The 16867-nt window shown below is 46.1% G+C and carries 13 protein-coding genes; 8 read left to right on the forward strand and 5 right to left on the reverse strand.

The features are described 5' to 3' along the window. Positions 1–8 precede the first annotated feature (8 nt). Positions 9–299 carry a hypothetical protein gene (locus tag LDX50_RS20190; RefSeq protein ID WP_338030001.1) on the reverse strand — a complete coding sequence of 97 codons (291 nt, stop codon included), beginning with the start codon at positions 297–299 and terminating at the stop codon, positions 9–11. Continuing rightward, positions 296–3022 (reverse strand): aconitate hydratase AcnA, encoded by a 2727-nt coding sequence (gene acnA / locus LDX50_RS20195; RefSeq protein WP_225698014.1) that lies wholly within the window; start codon positions 3020–3022, stop codon positions 296–298. The genes LDX50_RS20190 and acnA overlap by 4 nt, the downstream gene beginning before the upstream one ends. A 315-nt stretch (positions 3023–3337) precedes the next feature. Between acnA and LDX50_RS20200 the strand changes: the two genes are divergently transcribed. Further along, positions 3338–6658: an amidohydrolase family protein gene (locus LDX50_RS20200; RefSeq protein WP_225698015.1), complete on the forward strand. Its 3321-nt coding sequence runs from the start codon at positions 3338–3340 to the stop codon at positions 6656–6658. Between the two features lie 126 nt (positions 6659–6784). After that, entirely contained in the window at positions 6785–7423 is a 639-nt protein-coding gene (locus LDX50_RS20205; RefSeq protein ID WP_225698016.1) for a hypothetical protein, read from the forward strand. On the opposite strand, the gene LDX50_RS20210 is transcribed toward LDX50_RS20205, so the two are convergent. Next, positions 7424–7813 carry a DUF302 domain-containing protein gene (locus LDX50_RS20210; protein ID WP_225698017.1) on the reverse strand — a complete coding sequence of 130 codons (390 nt, stop codon included), beginning with the start codon at positions 7811–7813 and terminating at the stop codon, positions 7424–7426. Between the two features lie 132 nt (positions 7814–7945). Here LDX50_RS20210 and LDX50_RS20215 point away from each other — a divergent pair, with 132 nt between their 5' ends. The 3 genes from LDX50_RS20215 to LDX50_RS20225 all read left to right on the forward strand — a co-directional run bounded on the left by LDX50_RS20215 (position 7946) and on the right by LDX50_RS20225 (position 9686). Further along, positions 7946–8377: an Hsp20/alpha crystallin family protein gene (locus LDX50_RS20215; RefSeq protein WP_225698018.1), complete on the forward strand. Its 432-nt coding sequence runs from the start codon at positions 7946–7948 to the stop codon at positions 8375–8377. A 66-nt stretch (positions 8378–8443) separates the two neighbouring features. After that, positions 8444–9295, forward strand: coding sequence for a CHAD domain-containing protein (locus LDX50_RS20220; protein ID WP_225698019.1), 852 nt, complete (start codon positions 8444–8446; stop codon positions 9293–9295). Positions 9296–9368: 73 nt separating this feature from the next. Further along, positions 9369–9686, forward strand: coding sequence for a rhodanese-like domain-containing protein (locus tag LDX50_RS20225; RefSeq protein WP_225698020.1), 318 nt, complete (start codon positions 9369–9371; stop codon positions 9684–9686). A 5-nt stretch (positions 9687–9691) separates the two neighbouring features. Here the strand turns inward: LDX50_RS20225 and LDX50_RS20230 are convergent, their stop codons facing one another. Next, the gene (locus LDX50_RS20230; protein WP_225698021.1) at positions 9692–11215 is read right to left on the reverse strand and encodes a DUF4301 family protein; all 1524 of its coding nucleotides are present in this window, start codon (positions 11213–11215) and stop codon (positions 9692–9694) included. A 172-nt stretch (positions 11216–11387) separates the two neighbouring features. On the opposite strand from LDX50_RS20230, the gene LDX50_RS20235 reads away from it, so the two are divergent. Beyond that, a complete protein-coding gene (locus tag LDX50_RS20235; protein WP_225698022.1) occupies positions 11388–13427 on the forward strand; it encodes a transketolase family protein in 2040 nt (679 codons plus the stop codon). Between the two features lie 4 nt (positions 13428–13431). Beyond that, positions 13432–14457 carry an aldo/keto reductase gene (locus LDX50_RS20240; RefSeq protein WP_225698023.1) on the forward strand — a complete coding sequence of 342 codons (1026 nt, stop codon included), beginning with the start codon at positions 13432–13434 and terminating at the stop codon, positions 14455–14457. Positions 14458–14473: 16 nt separating this feature from the next. Here the strand turns inward: LDX50_RS20240 and LDX50_RS20245 are convergent, their stop codons facing one another. Further along, positions 14474–15202 (reverse strand): 3-keto-disaccharide hydrolase, encoded by a 729-nt coding sequence (locus LDX50_RS20245; protein ID WP_225698024.1) that lies wholly within the window; start codon positions 15200–15202, stop codon positions 14474–14476. A gap of 206 nt (positions 15203–15408) precedes the next feature. On the opposite strand from LDX50_RS20245, the gene LDX50_RS20250 reads away from it, so the two are divergent. Then, the gene (locus LDX50_RS20250) at positions 15409–16812 is read left to right on the forward strand and encodes a fasciclin domain-containing protein (RefSeq protein WP_225698025.1); all 1404 of its coding nucleotides are present in this window, start codon (positions 15409–15411) and stop codon (positions 16810–16812) included. The last annotated feature ends 55 nt before the right edge of the window (positions 16813–16867 follow it).

Below are 16867 nucleotides of genomic sequence, written 5' to 3' on the forward strand. Positions count from 1 at the left end.
CGGCCCGTTCAGCCGGCGATATTTTTCAATATATCGAACCACTCCTCCGTGATCGACGTGTCGGGTCGCCGCCGTCCGGCCCGGTGGTACCAGTAGTCGGCATTCCATAGGTCACCTTCCTTGCGATGCAGGTAGGCATGAACCCAAGCCCCGTTACCGGAATCCGCATCCTGAACGAGTTCATGCGCTTTTTCCCATTCACCCTGGCGGTCATACCAAAGTGCACAAATTTCCACCGGCCACTTTTTCAATGGTTCGGACTTTTCCGGCAGTCGCAATATCTCCTCAAACTGCATCATACGTTTCCGGCCAGAAAATTCCTTAATACATAGTGGAGAATACCTCCATTCTTATAATACTCAATCTCAATTCTGGAGTCGAGCCGGCAGACAATATCAAATGTTTTTTCATTCCCGTCGCCAGTTGCTACTACACTAAGTACTTTCCCCGGCTCCAGTCCTTCTTCTATACCGCGTATGGAATAAATTTCCCTTCCTGTTAAGCCAAGAACCGAAGCACTCTCACCTTCCAGAAACTGGAGTGGCAAAACGCCCATACCTACCAGGTTACTTCGGTGAATACGTTCATAGCTCTCGGCTATTACCGCCCGAATTCCAAGTAATGTCGTACCCTTTGCCGCCCAGTCACGGGAAGATCCACTTCCATATTCCTTACCGGCAATCACGATCAAATCTGTGCCATCTGACTGATACTTCATGGAAGCATCAAAGACACTCATTTCCACATCTCCCGGAAGGTATGTTGTAAATCCTCCCTCTTTGGTGCCAAGCTCATTTTTGATGCGGACATTCGCAAAAGTTCCGCGCATCATTACCTCATGATTTCCACGGCGGGATCCATACGAGTTGAAATCCCGGTATTCTACGCCCTGTTCCAGTAAATATTGACCGGCGGGCGAATTGGGAGAAAAGGCTCCTGCAGGTGAAATATGATCTGTTGTGATGGAATCAGCCAATTTAAGCAGTACCCGTGCGTCAATAATATCTGAAGACTTAGACGGGAATTCTGAAATATTTTTAAAAAATGGGGCTTCCTTGATGTAGGTTGAATCATCGCTCCAACGATAGTCCAGTCCGGAAGGCGCCGGCAGATCCTGCCATTGTGCTTCACCGTCAAAGATTACACTGTAGGTTTGCGCGAAATCTTCACGGGATATTGAAGTTTTCATCACTTCCTGAATCTCCTTCATGGTTGGCCAGATATCCTTCATAAAGACCGGGACGTCGTCCATATCATATCCTATGGGTTCGGTCATCAGATCGATGTTAACACGTCCTGCAATGGCATAAACCACCACCAGCATCGGTGAGGCAAGAAAATTCATGCGGACCTGGGGATGCACACGAGCTTCAAAATTCCGGTTCCCCGATAGTACAGAAGAAACATTCAGTTCATGTTCGGTAACTGCCTTTGCGATGGGTTCGGGAAGCGGCCCGCTATTGCCAATACAGGATGTACATCCGTAGCCTACCGTATTGAACCGCATCTCTTCAAGTGCCTTATCCAGTCCCGACCGTTCAAGATATCGTGTAACGACCTTAGAACCGGGCGCCAGGGAGGTCTTTACCCAAGGCTTCACATTCAGTCCCTTTTCCCTGGCTTTCCGCGCCACCAGTCCGGCACCCACCATTACACTCGGGTTTGAGGTATTGGTACAACTGGTGATCGCTGCAATGACAATTGAACCGTCGTGCAGAACAAATTCTTCTCCATTATATTTCACACGTGCCGACCGTACTTTTTGGATTTGATTTTCTGCATGTACGAATTCAGTAAGTGATCCTCCTTCGCCAAGCCAGTTGGATTCCGGAGCACTCTCCGCGGCCTTTTTCCGATGGTCGTACTCTTTGTTGATAAGCTCGTAGAATTTCTCCTTCAGGTTTCGAACCAGTATCTTATCCTGAGGTCTTTTAGGTCCCGAAACCGTTGGCTCAAGGCTTGACAAATCCATGGAGATCACGTCACTATACTCAATTTCTTCATTTCCGGTTCTCCAGAGATGGTTTTTCCGGGTATAGGAGATCACTCGCTCGATCACTTCATCCGGCCGGTTTGTACGCCGCATGTAGTCGATAGTCTGATCATCAATCGGAAAATAGGTGGCCGTACATCCAAATTCCGGAGACATGTTTGAAATTGTAGCCCTGTCCGGAACTGTCAGGTGATCAAGGCCGTCCCCAAAAACCTCGACGAATTTACCAACCACTCCGTATTTTCGAAGTAATTCTGTAATGGCCAGCACCATGTCGGTCGCCGTTATGCCTTCACCCAGACGTCCTGTTAATTCAAGTCCGATAACCTGCGGACAAGTAAAATAAATCGGTTGACCCAGCATTGCTGCTTCTGCTTCGATACCTCCTACTCCCCAACCCAGTACACCAATACCGTTCACCATGGGCGTATGTGAGTCTGTACCAACCAGCGTATCAGGAAACAACCAACCATCCCGATCCACCACCCCCTGTGCTAGATATTCCAGGTTTACCTGATGACAGATACCCATGCCCGGTGGTACCACACCAAAATTATCAAAGGAATTCTGCCCCCATTTCAGTAAAGAATAGCGTTCGTGGTTACGCTCATATTCTTTAGCCACGTTCTTTTCATAGGCATCTTCTGTTCCGAAAAAATCCACCTGGACCGAATGATCCACAACCAGATCCACAGGAATAAGTGGATTGATTTTCGAACCATCTTTACCTTTTCGGATTACTTCAGACCTTATGGAAGCGATATCAACAATTGCCGGAACTCCTGTAAAGTCCTGCATCAACACCCGGGCGGGTTTATAGGGAATGTCACTGTCGGTTCCCTGCGAATCCCAACCTGACAGAATAGTGTAATGATCCTCTGTAATTCCAAGTCCGTCGATATTCCGCATTACATTTTCAAGCAAAATACGAATAGAGAACGGAAGCCGGTCAATACCTGTGACCGAACCCAGGTCTGCAATTTTTCGTGTTCCTTCAGATGTGTGTATTTCTTTTATATAATTTGTCATCGTATTATAATTCCTAATTTGCGGCGTTGAATTATTTCAAGATTTTACGAGGTCAGCCGATTCCTGTGTTTACTAAAATTTCGGGAATCGGCGACAAAGAAAAAAACAATATGGGTATGATATTCATAAAAAGCTGGCAAAACCCCGGCAGCATTTAACCACTTAGGTTTCACAGGGAGTTTAAATATATTCGGGCTGCATTCAGGGCAAAACTTCGAAACTCTATGAAGTCTGCCTTATTTTTTCCGTCCATCACATTTTTCGAAAAAATACGTATGTCATTGGTTATTTTCAGGGAAACGCATCTGAACATCCATGAAGAAACCACTACTACTCGTACTTACCTTTCTGTGTGCATCAATATCCTATTCACAGGAAAAATCAGACTCAATCCAGAAATCAAACGAAGACCTGCCGCTTGAACCTGGCCGGGAATTTTCGATAAGCACAAACCAGGGAAGCTGGCTAAGTCTGGATATTCACCCCGATGGAACTCAGGTGGTTTTCGACTTCCTTGGGGATCTGTATCTGTTGCCATTTTCCGGAGGATCTGCTGAGCAACTCACCTCAGGAATGCAATTCGACAGTCAGCCACGCTTTTCCCCCGACGGCAAGAAGGTAGTTTTTACCTCCGATAAAAGCGGCGGCGAAAATATCTGGATCATTGATCTCGAAACGCGCGAGGATAAGGCGGTTACTAATGGTAATACGAACCGTTATCAAAGTCCGGAATGGTCACCCGACGGCCAATATATCCTTGCCTCCAAAGCAGGATTCAGAAGCGGCACTCTAAAATTATGGATGTATCATGTGGATGGCGGAACAGGCGTGGAATTAATGTCAGAACCCGGAAATATAAAAATGACCGGTGCAGCCTTTGGCAATTCAGACCGCTTTATTTGGTATGCCCAACGTGAGGGCGACTGGCAATACAATGCCATTTTTCCGCAATTTCAGATCGGAAGATATGATCGTCAAACAGGTAAAAACGAAGTGATGTCGTTCCGGGAAGGGTCGGGAATTCGTCCCACACCTTCACCGGACGGTAAGTGGCTTGTATACGGAACCCGCTATGAAGCTCAGACAGGCCTCATCATCCGGGATCTCGAATCCGGTGTGGAGCGTTGGCTCGCCTATCCTGTTCAGCGAGATGATCAGGAATCGCGGGGAACCCGGGATGCCTTACCGGGAATGTCATTCACCCCTGATTCGAAGGAATTAGTTGCCTCCTATGGAGGTAAAATCTGGCGAATCCCGGTTTCCGGCGGACAAGCCGTAGAAATCCCCTTCAGCATCAATACAACCATTGAGCTCGGACCGGAGTTGCAATTTGAATACCCGATTCCCGACAGCAGTGAATTCATCGTAAAGCAAATAAGGGATGCAATTCCATCACCAGATGGGTCGAAACTGGCTTTCACTTCCCTGGATCGTCTGTATGTCATGGATCTGAACGAAAAAATTCCACGCAGGCTTACGAACCAGGAGTTTATCCAGGCACAGCCCGTATGGTCGCCCGACGGCACCTGGATTGCATATACTACCTGGAATGATGGGGTTGGCCATATTTATAAAACTCTCATTAGCGGTAAAAAGGCTGGTCAACCTGTACAGTTGACCCGTGAAAATGCCATCTACGAAACTCCGGCCTGGTCGCCTGACGGCAAGCGGATTGTTGCACTTCGCGGACCGGCTGTGAATTTTCAGAAATCCCTCAACCAGCGTGCGCCCGGAACCGGACGGGAACTCATCTGGATCAGTGCAGACGGCGGGACCGCCACACTGATAGATTACACCTATCGGCGTGAGTTTCCACATTTTTCCCGTAACCCCGACAGAATTTATCTGAATAACAATGATGGTACACTCCTGTCCATACGATGGGATGGTTCAGATGAAAAGAAACATGTGAAGGTTGTTGGCACAACCCCACCCGGCTCCCAAAGCCCACTCGAGGCCTCCCGCATCATCATTGGCCATGATGAATCAAGAGCCGTCGCTCAGGTCTACAACGATATGTATCTGCTCACTATCCCGATGGTGGGAGGCGAAACGCAAACCATCAATGTTTCCAAGGGGGATAAAGCGTCCTTTCCTGTTCAAAAGCTCTCCGATATCGGCGGACAGTTTCTGGCTTTCTCAAAGGATATGACAAAGGTGCACTGGTCAATCGGCAATGCGCACATTATCTATGACCTCGATTCTGCAATGCAGTTGAAATCGATGCGTGAAACGGTAGCCACAAATTTTGAGGAAGAGAACAAAAAGTTAAACAAGGACACCCTTCAATATTCACCGGAGGAATTCCGTATCCGGGTAACGGCGAAACGGGATTTGCCCGCTGGCAAATTACTGTTAACAGGCGCGAGGATTATCACCATGAATGGTGATGAGATCATCGAAAATGGGTGGCTGCTGGTTGAAAATAACCGCATTAAAAATGTCGGTCCCTCCGGAAGTTTTGAGGTTTCAGGGGACACTGAACGAATGAATGTAACAGGAAAAACGATCATTCCGGGGTTTGTGGATACCCATGCTCACGTCAGACCGGCCTGGGATATACACAAACCGGAAGCCTGGCAATTCTGGGCAAACCTGGCGTTTGGTGTAACAACTGTTCGCGATCCTCAGACTTCCACTACAGATATTCTAACGTATGAAGACAGGGTAAAGGCGGGAAAAATGCTTGGGCCGAGGATTTACTCCACCGGGCCGGGTATGTTCTGGCAGGAGCAAATTGAGAACCTGGATCACGCCCGAAAACTTGTTTCCAGGTATTCGTCCTATTATGATACCAAAACCATCAAGATGTACGTGGCCGGAAACAGGCAGCAGCGTCAATGGATTATCATGGCTTGCCGGGAACAGGAGATCATGCCAACCACAGAAGGCTCCCTGAATTTCAAGCAAAATCTCACGCAAATCATTGATGGATACCCCGGACATGAACACTCCTTCCCCATTTTTCCATTGTATGATGATGCGATTGAATTAATCGCTTTTTCCAATACGGCGTACACCCCAACACTTCTGGTAGCCTATGGCGGACCATGGGCGGAAAACTATTACTATACCCGTGAAAATCCACATGACGACCAACAATTGAATTATTTTACTCCTCATTCTGAAATCGACAGTAAGACAAGGAGACGCGGAGCAGGCACTGGTCCCGGACCTGGCGGATGGTTCATGGATGAAGAGCATGTATTTAAACCACTGGCTGCTGAAGTAAATTCGATCGTGAAGGCCGGAGGACGTGCGGGAGTAGGGAGCCACGGGCAGCTCCAGGGTCTTGGCTACCACTGGGAGCTATGGTCTATACAGTCCGGCGGAATGTCTGCACATGAAGCACTCAAAGTAGCAACCATAATGGGCGCTGAATCGATTGGGTTGCATCAGGAGGTGGGTTCCATTGAACCAGGGAAACAGGCTGACCTTTTAATCCTTTCCAAAAATCCGCTGGAAAATATCCGGAATACACGGGGTATCGAGAAGGTAATGATGAACGGACGGCTCTATGATGCGACAACCCTTGACCAGGTATTTCCGGACAAAAAATCAGCACCGGTGCGTACATGGACCGAGGATATGCCCGGTCAGGTACCCGGCATTTCTGGTATGGAAGGGCATGAATAAGCTTTAATGAATTTGGATTTCACCTTAAATTTTATCTAATTCAACTGGTACAATTGTACTTTATAGATATTTTTTTGCAGAGAATGCATCATTTTTACTTTTTACCGGGTATTGAACCTGGAATTCATGCGTTACTATAGAGGCACCTTTCTATTCCTTGTTGTCATATGCTGTTGTTTATCTTGTTCAGATGATGACAATTCTGCAGATGTCGTGGAAACTGATCTTTCAGAGTTCCTTCCGCTGGAGGTCGACAACTATTGGGAATTTGACAAATACTTTTATAATTCTTCAGGGGATCTTTTTGCTGAAACCGAAGTTTACTGGCGCGTGGATACCTGTTGTTACTACATTGATAAACTTGAATTGGTGCCGGACAGTGTAGATCTCGGACGGGATTACCTCTACCCGGCAGAAGATGGATGGATCTACACCGCAGGTTCATATAAATACCTCAGCCTCGAATACATCAATGAACCACAGGATGCACAATTCATGGTTTCTTCCCGGGATGGAATAATACCCTATGAGCACTATATTTTAGGCGGCCTGCCTTCTATGGAAACACGCTTCGGCAACCGAAGGTGTTTGCGTACGTTAAGCATCTATTACTATCAGAATGAGCGCATAGAACAATTCCGGTGGTTCTGCAAGGGTCTTGGCGAATACCAATTTGATAATTTACAGATTGAAATAGATAAAAACGATGGCGCTGAAACATCGTACCTCACCTCTACCATCCTGAGGGATTATTCACTGAAATAATTAAATGTGATCCAATACGCGCTTTAACCGCTCCTGAACTTCTGCCGCCACTTCTGCAAGGCCTTCATTTTCCACCGCCTGCATTGAGCCCATCGGATCAACTACTGCAACTTCAGTGTTACCATTCTCAAGCTCCTGCACAACCACATTGCAGGGCAACATCGTTCCGATCTTATTCTCCAACGATAAGGCCTGATAGGCAAAGTTGGGATTGCAGGCGCCCAATATTTTGTAGGGCCGCAGGTCTTTGTCAAGCTTTTCCTTCATAACACGGGCCACATCAATTTCAGTTAGCACTCCGAACCCTTCCTTCTTCAGTGCTTCGGGAACAAGCGCCAATACCTCCTCATAGGATAACCCGGCAAATTCCCTGGCGTGATAATATTCCATAATTTATTCTTTCCACTAAGTTCAGCGTAAAGTATGTAAACACTTATGACCAGCATCATTGCAATCCTTGATGCAGGTCAACGAATCCGACTGAGTTCCTTTGTATATTTTCATAAATAAAAGGAGGTTATCATGTTACCGCTGCATATTCGAAATAACCCGTTTCACCGGATCGGGGATAGTTATGGACATTTTATTGACTACGGGCATTTTATGGGGAGGAGTGCCTTCGATGACAGATGGTTAACCAAACCAATGGCCAATATCATTGAAGCCGAAGACGAGTATAAGATTGAACTTACCATGCCGGGATTTTCGAAGGAAGACATCACCATTGAGTTGAAAAATGATATCATTAAGGTAAAAGCTGAAAGAAAAAGAACTCAACAGGATGAACTTATTCATCAGGAAGTACCGGGAAGATTAAGTGAGCGATCATTTGAAATTGCCGATGCCATTGACCAGGACAGGATTCATGCTTCACTGGACAAGGGTATACTTACTATTTATATGCCTCATAAAACAGGAGTACAACACATCAGCCGTAAGGTAATGGTGGAATGAAGCAAACAAATCAATCAATGGGAACAGCCTGGCAGGTAACTGTCAGGCTTTTTGTAAACTGAATATATGGAGTCGGCCTACAGTTTTTTCGATCAACTTATACTTTCCGAACTTACCAATTCACTCCAATTACTTAAAACGAGTCATGAAAATGTTGTACACCCGGTAGTTCATGAAACGCGAAAATCACTAAAAAAAATAAGAGGATGGCTCAAAGCAGCTGGCTCTCACCCAAATACTAAAAAATACAATCAACAACTATCCTCTATCGGGAAAGAGATTTCCGCCCTGCGCGACAGTTCTTCCGCCATGGATGCTCTTCAAAAAGTAAGGGAAAAGTATGGATCACTTTTATCCCCGGCTGTATTCATGCCCGTTGTTGAATATCTGAACAACAGGAAGGAAATACTTTCCGGGGCCGCTATTAAGCGTCTCAGCAAAACCGAATCGCGATTACTGGAATTTCAAAGGTCTTATGAACCATTTTATGTAGATGATCCGTCGGATTTGTTGCAGGGTATTTCAAAAACCTATGGTGCTGCACGTGCGGCTTTTTCAGCTACCAAAACCACCGGAGAGTCAGAACATTTCCATGAATGGCGAAAGCGCAGTAAGGATTTACAGTATCAGTGTCTTTTATTCCCCGAACCCCCGGTATTTATTCAGGATCTGAACAGGGAAATATCCTTACTTACGACCATCCTCGGTGATGATCAGGACCTGTATCTTTTAAATAATGCCCTGGCACACCTTAACCTGGAAGACACCCACCAGGACCTGATAGAGGATATTCTAACCCGTGAGCACAGCCTGCATCATAATGAGGCAATCACCATAGGAAGTAAAATATTTAAAGATCCAAAGAATATTTTCATAAAAGAACTGGCAGAATTTTATGACGAAAACACCTCACAATGAGGCAGGTAAGATTAAGTATAATAACGCTTTGAAATAAAGGTATTTATCTAGTAATATAGAAACAAAAAAAGCTATGTATCAGAATATTTTAAATCATGAATTCAAAAGAATCATGAAAGAACCCGGTGCGGTGATCATTGATGTTCGAACACCACAGGAGATCCAGGAAGGATATATCCCCGGCGCCAGCATTTTCGTTGACTTCAATAATGAATCATTTGAGGATAAGGCAAAAACCATGGATAAAAGTAAGACGTACCTGATCTATTGCCGAAGCGGTGCACGTTCGGCTAAAGCATGCAGGATCCTGGAGGAACTGGGCTTTAAAGGTCCTTTGTATAACCTGGCAAAAGGCATTTCCGAGTGGGACGGAGAAATTAAAAATAAATGATCCTTTTACTGATGTTCATCAGACATCAGGTCGTTCACGCTCTTAACGGGATTAAAAGTAACCGCAGGTACTTCCATAAAAACAGTTAACCAGTCGGCCATGGAACCATTCCATAAGCCGGGCAGTTCAAGCGCCTTAAGACTTTTGCCACCCTGGGATTTTTCGGTGATGATACCCGTATTATCATCCCTGTATTTCATTAAATTAAAAGGCTGTCCCTTATAATCCCTGAGTCCGCAGACCACGTCTACCGGATTGAAATAATTCGCGTCTTCCAGTAGTGTTTTAACCTTCGGATCATCCAGGTTCATCTGCGCTGTCTCCACAATTTGAAGTGATGAACTTCCGTCTTCATTTCGAACCCAGAAAGGACCTCCGCCTGTAGCTCCCGTATTCACCACCATCCCGCAAATACGTATAGGCCTGTTCAAGATATGGATGAGCACCTGTCGCTTTTCCTTATTGGTCAAATTGTTAAACGTGGGTGCAACCTGATAAAAGACTTCTTCACGTAAAAATTTAACTACTTCATTCACAAAATCATCAGCAGGATCGGGCTGACTCTCCAGTGCCTCCATGAAGCTGTAAATCTTGCGCTGATAACGAATGAGTAATCCTCCTAAAAGTTTCTTATAGGTAATGGTATCGGCCTTGAGCCTGTCGGGCACCACATTGTCTATATTCTTTACAAGTACGATATCGCTATCCAGTTTATTAAGATTCGATAGCAGCGCCCCATGCCCCGCAGGCCGGAAGAGGAGTCTGCCATTCTCATCCCTGAATGGCTCATTATCAAACCCTACGGCGATAGTATTGGTGGCAGGGTCCTGAATACTGTATTCAATATGGTAGGTAACATTAAATTCATTTTCGTATGCCCCTTTAACTTCGTTCAAATGGGCCCTGAACAATTCTGTATGTTGGGGTGAAACCGTAAAATGAAGGTATACCTGACGCCCCTTTGAAACAGCATATTGGGCAGCTTCCACCAAATGCTCCTCGGCAGCTGTTCTTGAATATGAATCGTACTGGTGGAATTTTATAAGACCTTTTGGCAGAAAGCCGTAATTAAGGCCCTGCTCATCCAAAAGATAATTTAAAACTGTTTTGTATTCACCGCCTGCAATCAGCGCATCCAGATCTTTGCCATTTTCCTGAAGCACTTTCCTCAAGTCTGAATAGAACGCAAATTTGTTGATACCTTCGAAAAATGCTTTCACATCCTTATGGGTGCCGAGGCTGGCATTATCATCCGCCACGAATTCATACAATGCTTTGAACATCCTTGAGGCGGCTCCTGACGCAGGTACGAATTTTTGGACCTGAAGATTTTCACAGGCAGTTTCATAAAGCCCGATCAACTCCTCCCGGTCGGATTCCTGAATTTTGTGAATTCCATCTCCTTCCGAAACATTCTTTACAATGGGCAACGGTGGAAAACCATTCCTGAACTGCACCAATTGCTTTTCAATATCTGAATGAGAAATTCCAAGTTGGTCTATCTGTTGCTGATCTTCGGAAGTAAACATACAATAGTATTTGATTATGGGCTCAAGTTACACACAAGCCGAAATTAGTGCAAATACAACCCACAGGTAATCGCATTTATCGTTACAAATATTTCAGCTCCCTTGGGATACATCAGCAGGAATCGTAATTTCACCAACGAAATAATTAAATCCCCAGACAGAGCAAACAAACATGCAAAACGACATTCAACTAAGAGCTGCAGATAACATCCGAATTCTTTCGGCTGCCATGGTCGAAAAGGCAAATTCCGGTCATCCCGGAGGCCCCATGGGAGGAGCAGATTTTGTACAGATCCTGTATTCAGAATTCATGAACTTTGATCCGGATAATCCGCGGTGGCCCTACCGCGACCGCTTCTTTCTTGATCCGGGCCATATGTCGGCCATGTTGTACGCAGTTCTTTCATTTCAGGGAAAGTATTCCATCGACGATATGAAAAACTTCCGGCAATGGGGCAGCCCGACCCCCGGACACCCGGAAGTGGATGTTGAACGCGGCATTGAAAATACTTCAGGACCACTGGGTCAGGGCCATGCAATGGCTGTGGGTGCTGCCATTGCAGAACGTTTTCTGGTTGCCCGCTTCGGCGACTGGATGGCGCACAAGACATATGCCTACATATCCGATGGTGGTATTCAGGAAGAGATCAGCCAGGGTGCAGGCCGGATCGCGGGATACCTGGGGTTATCCAACCTGGTTATGTTCTTTGATTCAAATGATCTACAGCTGTCATCAGCCACAGAGGATGTAACAAATGAAGATACGGCCGCAAAGTATGAAGCATGGGGCTGGCGCGTAATGACGATTGACGGGCATGATCATGCACAGATCAGAAGTGCGCTGAAAGCCGCCGGTGATGAAAAAGAAAAACCATTCCTGATCATCGGAAAGACCATTATGGGTAAAGGCGCAGTCGATGAAGAAGGCGGCAGTATGGAAGCAAATTACCATACGCACGGACAGCCATTAACCGGTGCAGGGGCATCCTTTGCGAAAACTGTATCCAACCTGGGAGGTGATCCGGAAGATCCATTCAGAATATTCGACGATGTAGCTGAATACTATGCCAGCGTTCTTGATGAAAAACGCGCCTATGTCAAACGTAAAAATGAGGAATACAACGGCTGGGCATCGGCAAACCCCGAAAAAGCCGGTCTGCTTGACCAGTATCTGAGCGGTGATGCTCCCGTTCTTGATTTCAGCCAGGTTGAACAAAAACCGAATATTGCCACAAGGAACGCATCCAGCACGGTACTTTCCATGTTTGCAGAAAAGGTTGGAAATATGATCGTCTCGTCGGCAGACTTGTCAAACTCAGATAAGACCGACGGTTTTCTCAAGAAGACAACTTCATTCACGAAAGGGAATTTCCAGGGTGCTTTCCTGCAGGCCGGTGTTGCCGAGTTAACAATGGCAGCAATCGCGAACGGACTGGCATTGCATGGCGGTGTAATACCGGTGGTGGCTACATTCTTCGTATTTTCTGATTTCATGAAACCTGCCATCCGTCTGGCTGCTTTGATGCAGTTACCGGTGAAATACGTCTGGACCCACGATGCTTTCCGCGTCGGGGAAGATGGACCGACACACCAGCCGGTAGAACAGGAAGCGCAGATCAGGCTGCTTGAAAAGTTAAAAAACCATTCCCATAAAATGAGTCTGCTTGCTCTTCGTCCAGCGGATGCAGTGGAGACGACGGTGGCATGGGAAATGGCACTTGCCAATACAGACTCCCCTACCGCCCTGATCTTCTCCCGTCAGAATATTAAGGACCTTCCTGTCGATGGCTCCATGAGTCGCTATGAGGCCGCACAGGGTGCAAAAAAAGGAGCGTATATTGTTACACGGGATGAAAATCCAGACATCATTCTGGTTGCCAATGGTTCTGAGGTTTCGACCCTGGTAGATGCCGCAGAAATTTTACGTGAAGCAGATGGGTTGAAAGTACAGATCGTGAGTGCGATTTCTGAAGGTCTGTTCAGAACACAGCCCCAGGCATATCAAAAGGAAGTGATTCCTGATAATGTGCCTGTATTCGGACTTACAGCGGGATTGCCGGATAATTTACTGACACTTGTCGGACCAAAAGGCAAAGCAGTTGGTCTGGATCACTTCGGATATTCTGCCCCAGCGGGAGTCCTCGACGAGAAATTTGGCTTTACCGGCAAGCAGGTAAGTGAAAAAGTGAGGCAATACCTTTCAAACTATTGAAAAGATGGAGTTACATATAAACGACAAATCAGGCATTACCCCCTATCTGCCTGCTTCCAACCGGTATGACCAGGAGTCATTCAGGCGATGTGGAAATAGCGGCATTCTGCTTCCCAATATTTCGCTTGGACTGTGGCATAACTTCGGATTTATTGATGACCTGCACAAAGGACGTATGATCATCCGCCGGGCATTTGACCGGGGTATTACGCATTTCGACCTGGCCAATAATTACGGACCCCCATTCGGGTCGGCGGAAGAGAATTTCGGGACCATTCTACGCCATGATTTTAAAGGATATCGCGACGAGCTGTTTATTTCAAGCAAAGCTGGTTTTGATATGTGGCCTGGTCCGTACGGAAACCTGGGTTCGCGCAAATATCTGATTGCAAGCCTGGATCAAAGTCTGAAGCGTATGGGGCTCGACTATGTCGACCTTTTCTACCATCACAGACCTGACCCCGACACTCCGCTGGAAGAAACAATGGGCGCACTGGACCAAATTGTTCGTCAGGGCAAGGCGTTATATATCGGCATTTCGAATTATCCGGCTGATGAAGCTCAAAAGGCATTTGATATTCTCAATAAACTGGGCACACCATGCCTGATTCACCAGGCGAGGTATTCCATGTTCGATCGATGGGTTGAAGACGGCCTGCTTGAAACACTTCGGTCAAACGGCACCGGGCTTATTGCATTTTCACCCCTGGCGCAGGGCATGCTCACTTCCAAATATATCGACGGAATTCCTGCAGATTCCCGGGCAGGTAAAAGTATGACCTACCTGGAAAAGGATGAAGTCGGGAAAATGGTCCCGGTCATACGGGCACTGAATGAGATTGCGAAAAATCGCGGACAGGAATTGTCACAGATGGCGATTGCATGGCTTCTCAGGGATCCGGTTGTGACATCCGTACTGATTGGCGCAAGTTCTGTTGGTCAGCTTGACCAGAATCTTGAATCACTGAAGAACACTTCATTTACCAGTGATGAACTGGATGAGATTGATAAAATATTAAAGGGCGCCTGACAGGACGCCCTTTTCATTATAGTTTTCTGATCCAGATATTTCTGAAACTTACAGGATTCGAGTGATCCTGTAATTCCAGGGGCAATGCATCCGGATGAGGCTTATATACCGGCTGGCCAATGTACTCTGTAGGCCCCTTCAGCTCCACATCATGCTGTAGCAAAACACCGTTATGAAACACCGTTACACGGGCGGGTGTATCCAGGGATCCATCGGAATTGAAAGATGGTGCGATGAATACAATATCGTAGACCTGCCACTCACCTGGTGGTCGTGTTGCGTTTGCGAGCGGGATATGTTGCTTGTAAACACTGCCAGCCTGTCCGTTGGAATAGGTTCTGTTATTATAGGAATCAAGTACCTGAACCTCATATCTGCCCATTAGAAAAACACCACTATTTCCCCTGCCCTGGCCTTCCCCAACCACTTTTTCCGGTGCACGCCACTCGATATGCAATTGAATACTGCCAAAACTATCCCTGGTACGGATCATACCTGTACCGGGCTTTACTGTAAAGTGATCTCCTTCTACTATCCATCCAGGTTCGCCCCCTTTTGTCGATTCCCATGCGCTAAGCCCCTTTTCTTCAGAAAATAAAACAATCGCATCAGAGGGAATTTCACCCATGGTATTGACAACCGGAGGTTCCGGCTCCCAGACTTCAGTCTCTTCAGGCTTGGTCTGACCATAAAGGCTAACAGATAAAAGCATCAGACCGGACAACAGTATATTCGAATATTTCATAGAGTCTCTTTTTTTATCCCAATCTAAACATTCTGCTCCACAGGTAAAAGTGCATATACATGAAATACATGTTCACACCCCTATTTATCCCATTCACTCCGGAATATATGCAACTCACTCCTTTAAGCCGGGAACATCTGCCAAAATAGAAGTTATAACATCCAAAGCACTGAATCAATTTTTAAAAACTAAAACATTACAGAGTCATGAAAAAATTTAAATCACTTTTGTCTATGATGCTGATGGGTACAATGATTGTTGTACTTAGCGCATGCGGCGACGATGATGACGGCGGAATGAATGTCAATGACGACAGCATCGTTGAAATCGCACAGGGCAACGCAGATCTAAGTATCCTGGTTGACCTTCTTGAAAGAAACCCAGACCTCGTTCAATTATTAAGCAACGATGGTGACTTTACAGTATTTGCTCCCACTAATGCAGCGTTTGCAAGCTTGTTGGGGGTTGTTGGACAAACAAGCGCAGATGATATTCCTGACGCAGTTGTTCGTCGAATCCTTTTGAACCATGTTCTTTCAGGTGCACGTGTTGCTTCAGGTGACATTACCAACGGACTTACGGCGACAACAGCTCTGTCGGCAAATGATATCCTTACCTTCGGTGTAGCCGGCGGTGGTGTAACCGTAAACGGTGCAAACGTAACTACAGCAGATGTAGATGCCAGCAACGGTATTATCCACATCGTGGATGCAGTTCTGGTTCCTGAACTTGAATTGAGCATTGTAAATACAGTTGTTGAACCTGCGTATTTCAACAAAAACTTCTCAATTCTTACTGAAGCTGTTGTAACTGCCGGACTACTTGAAACTTTGATTGATCCGGAAGCAGAACTGACAGTTTTCGCGCCCGATAATGACGCGTTCGCTGCTGCCAACATTACTTCCCTCGAGGGATTGACTGCAGATGATCTTACTCCGATTCTTACCTATCACGTATTAGGTTCAGAAGTGAAGGCAGCTGACCTACCCAGCACTGCTGGAGGATTCGCTACCACAGTTTCTTCACTTGGCGGTGATTTTTACCTGACTAACAACGCCAACGGAGTTTTCATCAACGGAAATTCACAAGTGGTTGCTACAGATATCGATCAGGACAATGGTGTGGTACATGTGATCAACAGAACCCTGGTACCTGCAAGTGCCGACATCGTAGGTGTAGCCGTAGCAGCTGGTTTTTCAGATCTTGCCGCAGCCCTTACTGAAGCAGGTTTAGTTGATGCTGTAGCATCGCCTAACGGACCTTTTACTGTATTTGCTCCTACCAATGACGCATTCCAGGCGTTGTATACTGCACTGGGTGTAGATGGTCCGGAAGACATCGATCCCCTTCTGGGCGACGGTACATTGTCGGCCGTACTTACATACCATGTATTGCAGGGAAGAGTATTCTCTTCAGATCTTTCTGATGGATTAATGCCTTCTACTCTGCAAGGTGGAGATTTCACGATCAACGTGGGAGCTACAGTGACACTTACTGATAAAGATCCAGATGTTGCTGATCCAACTGTTACATCAACAGACGTATTGTCAACTAATGGTGTGATACATGTGATTGATGGCATATTACTGCCTATCGACACTGCACTTTAATCAAAATGAAAATATGGGAAAAGCGCGGTCAATCCGCGCTTTTCCCTATTTTTAA

The sequence above is a fragment of the Fulvivirga sedimenti genome (genome assembly GCF_020328055.1).

What these genes read in the sequence shown, in the direction of transcription:
- LDX50_RS20210 (WP_225698017.1), bottom strand. Translation starts at nt 7,813, where the DNA reads ATGGAATATTATCACGCCAGGGAATTTGCCGGGTTATCCTATGAGGAG.
- LDX50_RS20250 (WP_225698025.1), top strand. Translation starts at nt 15,409, where the DNA reads ATGAAAAAATTTAAATCACTTTTGTCTATGATGCTGATGGGTACAATG.
- LDX50_RS20245 (WP_225698024.1), bottom strand. Translation starts at nt 15,202, where the DNA reads ATGAAATATTCGAATATACTGTTGTCCGGTCTGATGCTTTTATCTGTT.
- LDX50_RS20240 (WP_225698023.1), top strand. Translation starts at nt 13,432, where the DNA reads ATGGAGTTACATATAAACGACAAATCAGGCATTACCCCCTATCTGCCT.
- LDX50_RS20215 (WP_225698018.1), top strand. Translation starts at nt 7,946, where the DNA reads ATGTTACCGCTGCATATTCGAAATAACCCGTTTCACCGGATCGGGGAT.
- LDX50_RS20190 (WP_338030001.1), bottom strand. Translation starts at nt 299, where the DNA reads ATGATGCAGTTTGAGGAGATATTGCGACTGCCGGAAAAGTCCGAACCA.
- LDX50_RS20205 (WP_225698016.1), top strand. Translation starts at nt 6,785, where the DNA reads ATGCGTTACTATAGAGGCACCTTTCTATTCCTTGTTGTCATATGCTGT.
- LDX50_RS20235 (WP_225698022.1), top strand. Translation starts at nt 11,388, where the DNA reads ATGCAAAACGACATTCAACTAAGAGCTGCAGATAACATCCGAATTCTT.
- acnA (WP_225698014.1), bottom strand. Translation starts at nt 3,022, where the DNA reads ATGACAAATTATATAAAAGAAATACACACATCTGAAGGAACACGAAAA.
- LDX50_RS20225 (WP_225698020.1), top strand. Translation starts at nt 9,369, where the DNA reads ATGTATCAGAATATTTTAAATCATGAATTCAAAAGAATCATGAAAGAA.
- LDX50_RS20230 (WP_225698021.1), bottom strand. Translation starts at nt 11,215, where the DNA reads ATGTTTACTTCCGAAGATCAGCAACAGATAGACCAACTTGGAATTTCT.
- LDX50_RS20200 (WP_225698015.1), top strand. Translation starts at nt 3,338, where the DNA reads ATGAAGAAACCACTACTACTCGTACTTACCTTTCTGTGTGCATCAATA.
- LDX50_RS20220 (WP_225698019.1), top strand. Translation starts at nt 8,444, where the DNA reads ATGGAGTCGGCCTACAGTTTTTTCGATCAACTTATACTTTCCGAACTT.